An 8,289-nucleotide genomic window follows, 5' to 3' on the forward strand; every position below is an offset into this window, starting at 1 on the left:
CCGGGACGGCTGGGGTGCTCACCAGGCTGCGCAGGAGTTCTTGAGTGCGCGTGCGGCGTTGGCGTTGTCGGTGCACTGGGCCTGGTACCAGTGCATGGGGCGCACGGCGACGGGCCTGATCTGGCCGGGTGAGAGGCCGATCCTGAAATCGCAGTTCGGTGCCTCGGTGATCTCGGTCAGGTCCGGGGAGCGAGTGGCGTAGAGGAGGTGGCCGTCGGCGACGGCGAGGGGGAAGTGGCCGTCGCGGGCGGTTCGGCTCAGTTTGCGGTGGACGTTGGCGCGGGCATTGGCGGTGACCGCGGCGCGCAGATCGGGACGCCAGGTGGGGTCGTCGGGGGTGGGCCAGGTGGTCAGCAGCGCCTGGTCGGGATGGGTGGGTGGCTGGGCCATGGCGGTGAAGGCATCCTGCGCGGTGGCGTCGATGACGTTCAGCAGGGCCCGCTGCCCGCAGTCGGCGCGGGGCAGATCGCGAAGGGCGGCGAGCAGGCCTGGTGTGTCCGGGTCTTTGGTCAGGCCGAGACGTTCGAGGACGGCGAGTCGGGCCAGGCGCACATGCTTGTACCAGGGATCGAAGTAGGGATTCGTTTTGCCGGGGCGCAGCCAGGCCTGGACGGGTTGTGGCCTGATGCCGCGCATCGTGGCGTAGGCGAGAGCGGGGGTGGTGTGCCAGGCCAGGCCGCTGCTGGCGAAGGCCGGTGGCAGGTGGGGGTTTGGGTCTGTGCCGGACAGGTCGACAAGCCAGCTGCCGGGAATTTTGGGGTCGAAATCCGGGTGGTAGACGTGGCGGGCCGGCACGTCGGAGACCCGGATGTTGTTGCTGTCGGCGAAGTGGTGGAGGTTGACCGCGAAGCACACCACGTGAGGGTAGGAGGCTTCCTCGGGGGTGGGGAGCCGCCACCAGTCGATGTCAATGTCGGCAAGGGTGTCTTCGCCGGCAGATCGGTGTCCGGTCGGGGCATCACAGGGAGCCGGGTCGGTGCGGGCGGTCAGGGCGCTGGGCACTCCGCGAGCAAGCAGGGCGCGGGTGACGGCGTGGCGGTGCTCGGGTGGCCGTAGATCGCTCATGAGGCGGTGGCCGCAGGCGCCGGGCTCTCCGGTAGGGGTGCGTACGAGGTGCGCGTACTGGCCCATTACGAGGGCGAGTTGGGCGGGCGAGAGATCGTCGGGCAGCTGCCACGCGTCGTGGTGCAGAGCTCCCCAGGCGGTGACCGCAAGGTGAACGCTCTCGCAGGCCGGGTCCCCGGCGCTGGGGTGCAGGCGCATCCAAGGGCCCAGGCCCTGGTCGTCGCTCTGCCAGCCGACGGTCCGGAGTTGGCGCAGGAGGACATGGTCGCTGCGCGGGTGGCGCTGAGCCTGGGCGGGGGCTGCTGTGGGCAGCCCCAGGCGGGTGAGGGCGGTGGGGGTGAGGACCAGGAGGGGGCCGCTGGGCAGGCCCTCCGCGCGGAACGGTGCGGCTCCGAGCGGGGCACGCAGGGTCCATTCCAGCAGGCCGGGCAGGTCTCTGACGGGGCAGAGGCGGACACGTCCGTCGGCCAGGTGGGCCAGCAGGCCGGTGCCGTCTGCTTCGAGTACGGCCAGAGGTCCGTCGCTGTAGTGGCGTCCTCGCGCCGCCGGATAGCACAGGTACCGCGCGGGTGGTCCTTGCTGAGCGGCGTGAGGGGCGGAGAAAGGGGCGGCCGGGGCGGGCTGCTGTGGGACTACGGCGGGTACGACAGGGGCGGGCGGACGTTGGGAGCCCGGGGCGGGGCAGCGGGTACCCAGGTGCTGGGGGCGGCCGCCGACGCGTTGCGTGGTGGGCTCGTGGCAGCGCCGGCAAGGTTCCTCTCCGTCGGCACTGCTGGGCAGTTCGAGCTTCAGGCGGCCCAGGGCGGCCCAGTCCGGGAGCAGGGTCGGCACCGGCCATTGTTGTGCCTTGCCGGTCAGCCGTGCCTGCAGGGTGTCCAGGAGGTAGCCGTAGGTGGCTGCCTCGTCTCCGAGAGGGGATGACGCGCCCTGCTCCCAGGCCAGCAGGGTCTCCTCGGTGATCCCGCACGCGTCGGCGACCTGCCATGCATTCAGTTCGAATGCTGCGCGCAACCTGGCGCGTTCGGCCGGGACCGGAATGCTCGGACGCGGCTTGGCGATGAAGACCTCATCGGAGTCGAACAGGGCATCCACGATCGCTTCAACTCCCGTGAGGGCTGCTGGCGGAAAGAACGTCACCGCAAGGCGTTCGCCTTGCGGCACGCGGCACAGCATCACATGAAAGAATTTTTCATCCCTTTTCCGCAAAAACGATCCGCCCGCCTCTGACCTGGGGAGAGGGCTGTCGAGGGACTGCGAAGAATGCTCCCTACGAGCGAGGCGCACACGAATCACGTTGTCGTGCGCCCCCGGATCGCTCTCGATGAACCGGGGTTGAGCAGGGAATATGTGCGCTGGAGCACCCCATCGATGGAGCGTGCGGCCCGCGTGCACGCATCACTCAATCGAACGTAGAGCCTCCTAATCGCTTCCGTTTCCGTGGTGGCCCGGAGAGCGTGGTCGCCGTCGATGGTTCGTTCGATACAGACGGCGAGATCTTCTGCCGTCGAGGAAGGAGGTGCTTGGGTGAATGACCTGGTGTGGGCTCAGTTCCGGTCCTCCGCTGGGCGGCTGATCGAGCGGCCGGTGCGTCAGCTGTGCGAGGAGAAGCTGGAGGAGCGTGCGGGGGTGTGGGAGCCGCCGCGTTACCGGGGCCGGCGGGCCATCACGACGTGGTGGCGGCCCGCGGACCGGGCAGGGCACGCCGGGTGCGCGACGTTGGGCGCGCTGGAGGCGGCCATCTCCTTGGAGTTCGACCCGCAGGTCGCCTCCTTCGCGTCCTGGCCGGTGCGGCTGTCCTGGGCCGGCAGTACGGACGGGTACGTGCCCGAGTTCTTCGCCCGGCTGCGCGACGGGCAGGCCCGGCTGCTGGTGCGCCGCCCAACCGGCGGTGCCGCGGCCGGTGACGCCTGGGGCAGAACCCTGAGGCTGGTCACCGCCGCGGGTGAACAGGCTGGCTGGCAGGTGCGGGTACACGAGGGTGATGACTCGGTGGTGGCGCGCAACCGGCAGCGGCTGGCGCGCTACAGGCACGACCGGATGGCCTGCCCCGATACCGCCCGGGTGCTGCATGAGATGTTCGCCAGGCCCCGCCGCTTCGACGGCGGGATCCAGGCCAGCGGCCTGCCCCCACTGCCGACTGCGGCCTGCGGACTCCACCTCATCTGGAGGGGCGATCTGCTCATCGACTGGAACCGCCCCTTCGTCCCGGGACGCTCCCTGGCCTGGACCCGCGAGGAGGCACCGTGACGGCCGCGGTGGCACCCCCGGGCCAAGTGGCCTTGGGCCGGGCAATCCGCTGGCGCGGCCAGAGCTACCTGGTGGCCGCGCTCCAGGGCACGAGCGTGCACCTGCTCAGCCAGCACGCCGACGGCGAGGACGCTGTAGTCCTTCTGGACGCCCTGTACTCCTCCCCCGGCTTTTGCATCCTGGATCGGGCACACCACATGCCCGAGCTGTTCGCCGGAGTTCCGGCCGTTGCCACGGGCGGGGATGGGCGGTCGAGCCTGGGCTGTGCCGCCTTGCTCGACGGGCTCCCTCAAAACGTGCGTGATGACGCCGAGTTCTGGCTGGATCATGTGCTGGAGGTCCATACCGGCCTGCCCGGCTTCGGCGCACCGGGCAATGTTCCGCGGGCCTGCTTCGACCCGGACCGCACCACTCTGCGGCAGCGCTACGCCACCAAGGCCGCCGAACTGTGCGCAGCCCATCACAAGGTGTCGGCGGCCACCGTGGAACGCAAACGGCTGGCCTGGCTCAAACAGGGCGTGTGGGGGCTGGTCGATAAGCGCAGCCTGCGTACCGCCACGGCCTACGGCCGCGTCGACGAGCAGGTCGTTCGGCTGCTGCAGAAGATCCACCACCGCGGCAAGCACAGGTCTATCGGAACCCGCTCACGTCTGTTCGAGCTACTCGATCGGGCATGCCGCAGGAAGTTCAAGAGGAAAGCAGACCAGTTGATGCCCTCCCGAGCCACGTTTTATCGGCTGCTTGACCGCCTGGGCATCGCCTGCGGCAAGGAGACCATCCGCAGCCGCCGTGATGACGGCAACCGGCCGGAGCCGCCCTTCACGCTGCCCATGGCCACAGCCCCTGGCGAGCAGGTGCAGATCGACACCACTTCGCTGGACCTGAAGGCCATCGACGAGACCGGCCGGGTCGTTTCACTCGAACTGACCGCAGCCATCGACGTCGTGTCCCGGTCGGTCCTCGCCGCGGTGGTACGCCCCAAGTTCGCCGGGGTCAAGAGCACTCCCAACTCCCGTCGACACGGTGGGAGGGCCACCAAAGCCGTGGACGCGCTACTGCTGCTGGCCGAGATGTGCACCCCGCAGCCGATGCGCCCGCACTGGTCGCTCAAGGCCGCAGCGGAAGGATCGGATCTGCCGTACGCGGAGCTGGTCGAGGCTGATGAGCGCATGGCCGGTGCGGCAGCCCGTCCGGTGATCGTCCCGGACATGATCGTCATGGACAACGGCAAGGTCTTCGCCGGCCGCGCCTTCATGGACGCCTGCGCCCAGCTGGGGATCTCGGTACGCCCCGCCGCCTACAACTCCCCCACCCACAAAGCGATCATGGAGCGGACTTTCGGCTCGGTCAAAAGCCTCTTCAGCCAGTTCCTGCCCGGCTACATGGGCAAGGACCTCTCCCAGCAGGGCAAGGGCGTCGCAAAGGAGCGGCTGTGGCGCATCGACCAGATCAATGACTTCCTGCAGCAGTGGATCGCGCTCGGCTGGCAGCAGCGCCCGCACGCCGAACTGCGTAACCCCTTCCTGCCGTCGATGCCGCCCCGCAACCCCAACCAGATGTTCGCCGCCCATGTCGCCAGCAACGGCTACGTGCCCATGTGTCTGAGTCCTGAGGACCGTCTGCGGCTGCTGCCCACCGCCTGGGTGACCGTCACCGAGAAGGGCATCCGGATCAACAACCGCACCTACGACAGCCGCGCACTGAACCCGTATCGCGGCAAGTCCTCGGGCTGGCCGGGCAAGGGGCAGCGCTGGCCGGTGCGCCACCACCCTCACCAGCCGGAGAAGGTATGGCTGCAGACCGAGCCCAACGGTGAGTGGAAGGAAGCAGACTTCGTGTACCAGCGGCTCATCGGCGACGCGTGGACCGAGCAGGTCTGGGACCTGGCCACGGCCCTCCACCTCGACAGGGGCGGCAGCACCCGCAACGAGGCGGCGATCGCCCGCGAGGTACGGGCCTTGCTGCAGCGCGCCGGCCGCGGCCCCTCCCCCGCGTCCGCGCACAGCCAGCCCGACGCAACGGCTACCGACCGCGGCATGGCCGTGGGCATTGAGCCTGCCCAGGACCCTTACCAGGGCATCCCCGCCCCGGATTTCCACATGGTCAATGCTCTGCCCAGCATGGACGTCTCCCTCAGCCATCTGTGCCGCGGCCCTCTGCCCCAGGTGCAGTCAGTTACAACGCTGCCGGGCGACGCAACCTGATCCGCTCTCCTCAGGACGGTTGCACATGCACCCTCGTGATCCATCCGCAGACTCCCTGGATCTGCCGGCCACGGTCCGTGCCGGCTGGCAGGCCCGCCTGACCCACGTCGTCAGCCCGCCGACACTCGACTCCTGCCCGCCCACCGACCCTCCGGTCGATCCCGACGACCCGCGGATGCTCTACCACGCCACCATGCAGACCGTGCAGACACCGCCCATGGCGAAGGCCCTCACCCTGGCACGCCGTCTCTGGCTGGCCAGCGGTCCGCGGAGCGAGGGCCAGCTGCACCTGGCCGTGGACGGGCCCGGCGAGACCGGCATGACCACGGTCCTGCGGAAGATTGGCCGCGCCTTTGAGGGGATCGTCCGCACCCAGCTGCCGGCCGACGCCACCCGGGTCCCTGTCATCCACATCAACGCCCCTCTCGCACCGAGCAGCAAACTGGACATGTCGATCCCGTTCGCCGAGTTCCTGGGGTTCAAGCACACCAAGGACCCGGAAACCGCAGGTCGCAGCACCGACATGACCGGCCCCGTCTGCCATGTCATGAAGACCCGCGGCACCCGCCTCGTCCTGGTCGACGGCATCGACCGGCTCGACAACTCCGAACTGTCGACAGCTTTCGACTACTTCAACTACTTGGCCGCCGAATGCGATGTCTGCTTCGTCTACTGCGGCACCGGCGCCCGCGAGATCGTCAACGACGCCCGCCACGGCAGGCACCCCGCCCCTTCCTCCAGCGGATCCGGCGGCATCCCCACCCTTCCTGTACTGCCGATCCCCTACAGCCCCGACGACCACGCCCTGTTCCACGAGATCGTCAAGTTCTTCGACCAGAGCCTGCGGCTGCACCAGCACAAGCGCGGTGACCTCCTGGCCCTGGCCGAACACCTGCACCGACGCACCGGCGGCTACATGAAACCCCTCTCCCAGCTCATCTGCCACAGCGCCCAGGAAGCCATCGAAACCGGCGCCGAGGCCATCACCGTAGAGCTCCTCGACAACCAACTGGTAGGACACTTCCGTGAAGATCCGGTTCTGCAGATCTGACACACATCTCATCGGGTCATGCGGTCGTTGCAAGAACTGGGCCACCGGGCCTTCGACTTCACCGAGCGCCCGCAGAATTCGACGCCATCAGCAAACAGCAGGATCAGGAGAGGACGATCCACATGGACGAGTACCGGACCGTCCTGGAAGTGCGTTTTTCCGAACCGCACCGCGAGGAGGGCACCTGGGATCGCTACGACGAGACCCTCATCCCCTACGGCTCCGACGTCCGTTGCACCGGAGAATGGGACGAGGACAGTATGGTCCCGCACACTCCTGACGAGTGCGCCGAATACGATCTCGAGTACGCGCTAGGTCCCGTCATCGACGAGCAGTACCTGGCTCGCGTCGTGCGTCAGGGCCCGATGGACGTCAGGGTCAGGTTGCTCGAACGCCGCACAGGTCTGGCCTCATGGCGTCACGTCAGTACGCACACCCCCGATCCGGCCGCAGTTGCGCGCGCCTACCTCCGTTCCGCAGTTGAAGGATTTGATGACGTCCGCCGCGACCTGAGGTACCGGATCTGCGACGCCTACCGCGCAGGGGATACAGCGGACAGCCTCGTCAGCTCAGTGGCCGGACGGATCCCGGAGGACGAGGTGCTCGGCCTTCTCCGGGCTCATGACGAGGCTGAGAAGGCGACCGGGCTGATTGCTCAACTCGTCCATGACCTAGCCCACGAGGCGGAAGTCGGGATCTCTGACCGCAATGAGCTGGAACTACGTCTGTACCCGTCGTTCGCCCAGGAGATCAATTTTCAGGAATGGGGGCATCATGGAGATGAAGGGGACTGGGGTCCAGACCCGTGGGGCCACCAGGAGGGTGTGGAGGCCGCAGAACGGCTTCTGACAGTCCTGGCTCCCCACTACGCCGCTTTCCGGGACGGCCAGAAGGCCACGGCAGATCATCTGGCCCCGTCCCAGCCGCCGTTCCCGGGAGTGGTACGCATCAGCCCCCTGAAGGCCCTGCCGTCTCCTGCAGCAGCGTGAACACAGGTGCCGCGCCGTGGCCGCGCGGCACTGCCGAGGCGGCCGCAGATGACCAACAGCCGACAGGCCGCTTGTCCACCGTGCCGCTGGTGGCGTGAAGCCCGGCTGCAGTGCCTGACCTTGCCAGCTCAGTCGGCCTCTCACCGTTTCAGACCGGCAGGCGGGCGTCAGCCCATGGCCATAGGCCGCCCACCACGCCGCCCCGTATCCGATCCGAACGAAAGCAGAAGGAAGTTCACTGTGACCAAGCGAAAGAAGACCAGGCGACAGCCTGGGGCTGGCTTCACCGGCTGGCGGACCGTTGTAGTCGACATGCTCGAAATCGGTTCCACACACGGCAGTTTGACGATGCGCGCGGGCCGGGATGACGGACAGGTAGTCTGCATCGTTCTGCCGGCTCCGGTGCTGCCGAGCTTCGTGGAGAGCCTCGAACATGCCCGTCTGGATGCAGAGGAGGAGTACTGGCGCGTGATCCAGCACATCACCACCTCCACTCCCGTGACCGGCCCCGGCGGCGTGCCGCAGGCCGTCGAGAAGTGGCTGCTGGCGCAGAACTGGAGCATGGTAGTCGCTGCCGCCGCAGAGGAGGCACCGGATTCCCTGGCGCTGATCACGCATGTGGGGCACATTGGGCTGCGGCTAGCTTGATCTTTAACCTGTGCGGCGTGGACGTGGAGTCGTTGACTTCTTCGTTCGTCGCTTGGCGGAGCCTGGTTTGCCGACTGTGTGCACG

At 68.1% G+C, this 8,289-nt stretch carries 6 protein-coding genes; 5 read left to right on the forward strand and 1 reads right to left on the reverse strand.

Annotated features, from left to right (window positions below; genetic code table 11):
• Window positions 1-18: 18 nt before the first annotated feature.
• On the reverse strand, window positions 19-2,157 hold the full coding sequence (locus tag ACIQMX_RS39285; protein ID WP_402485640.1) for a hypothetical protein: 2,139 nt from the start codon (window positions 2,155-2,157) through the stop codon (window positions 19-21).
• A 432-nt stretch (window positions 2,158-2,589) separates the two neighbouring features.
• Between ACIQMX_RS39285 and ACIQMX_RS39290 the strand changes: the two genes are divergently transcribed.
• The 5 genes from ACIQMX_RS39290 to ACIQMX_RS39310 all read left to right on the forward strand — a co-directional run bounded on the left by ACIQMX_RS39290 (window position 2,590) and on the right by ACIQMX_RS39310 (window position 8,204).
• On the forward strand, window positions 2,590-3,312 hold the full coding sequence (locus ACIQMX_RS39290; protein WP_402485643.1) for a TnsA-like heteromeric transposase endonuclease subunit: 723 nt from the start codon (window positions 2,590-2,592) through the stop codon (window positions 3,310-3,312).
• A complete protein-coding gene (locus tag ACIQMX_RS39295) occupies window positions 3,309-5,516 on the forward strand; it encodes a Mu transposase C-terminal domain-containing protein (RefSeq protein ID WP_402485646.1) in 2,208 nt (735 codons plus the stop codon). Before ACIQMX_RS39290 ends, ACIQMX_RS39295 begins: the two co-directional genes overlap by 4 nt.
• A gap of 25 nt (window positions 5,517-5,541) precedes the next feature.
• On the forward strand, window positions 5,542-6,567 hold the full coding sequence (locus tag ACIQMX_RS39300) for a TniB family NTP-binding protein (protein ID WP_402485648.1): 1,026 nt from the start codon (window positions 5,542-5,544) through the stop codon (window positions 6,565-6,567).
• Window positions 6,568-6,689: 122 nt separating this feature from the next.
• Entirely contained in the window at window positions 6,690-7,556 is an 867-nt protein-coding gene (locus tag ACIQMX_RS39305; RefSeq protein ID WP_402485651.1) for a hypothetical protein, read from the forward strand.
• 240 nt (window positions 7,557-7,796) lie between these two features.
• Window positions 7,797-8,204, forward strand: coding sequence for a hypothetical protein (locus ACIQMX_RS39310; protein ID WP_402485654.1), 408 nt, complete (start codon window positions 7,797-7,799; stop codon window positions 8,202-8,204).
• The last annotated feature ends 85 nt before the right edge of the window (window positions 8,205-8,289 follow it).

Origin of the sequence: Streptomyces sp. NPDC091416 (genome assembly GCF_044756845.1) — a bacterium.
Lineage (GTDB): Bacteria > Actinomycetota > Actinomycetes > Streptomycetales > Streptomycetaceae > Streptomyces.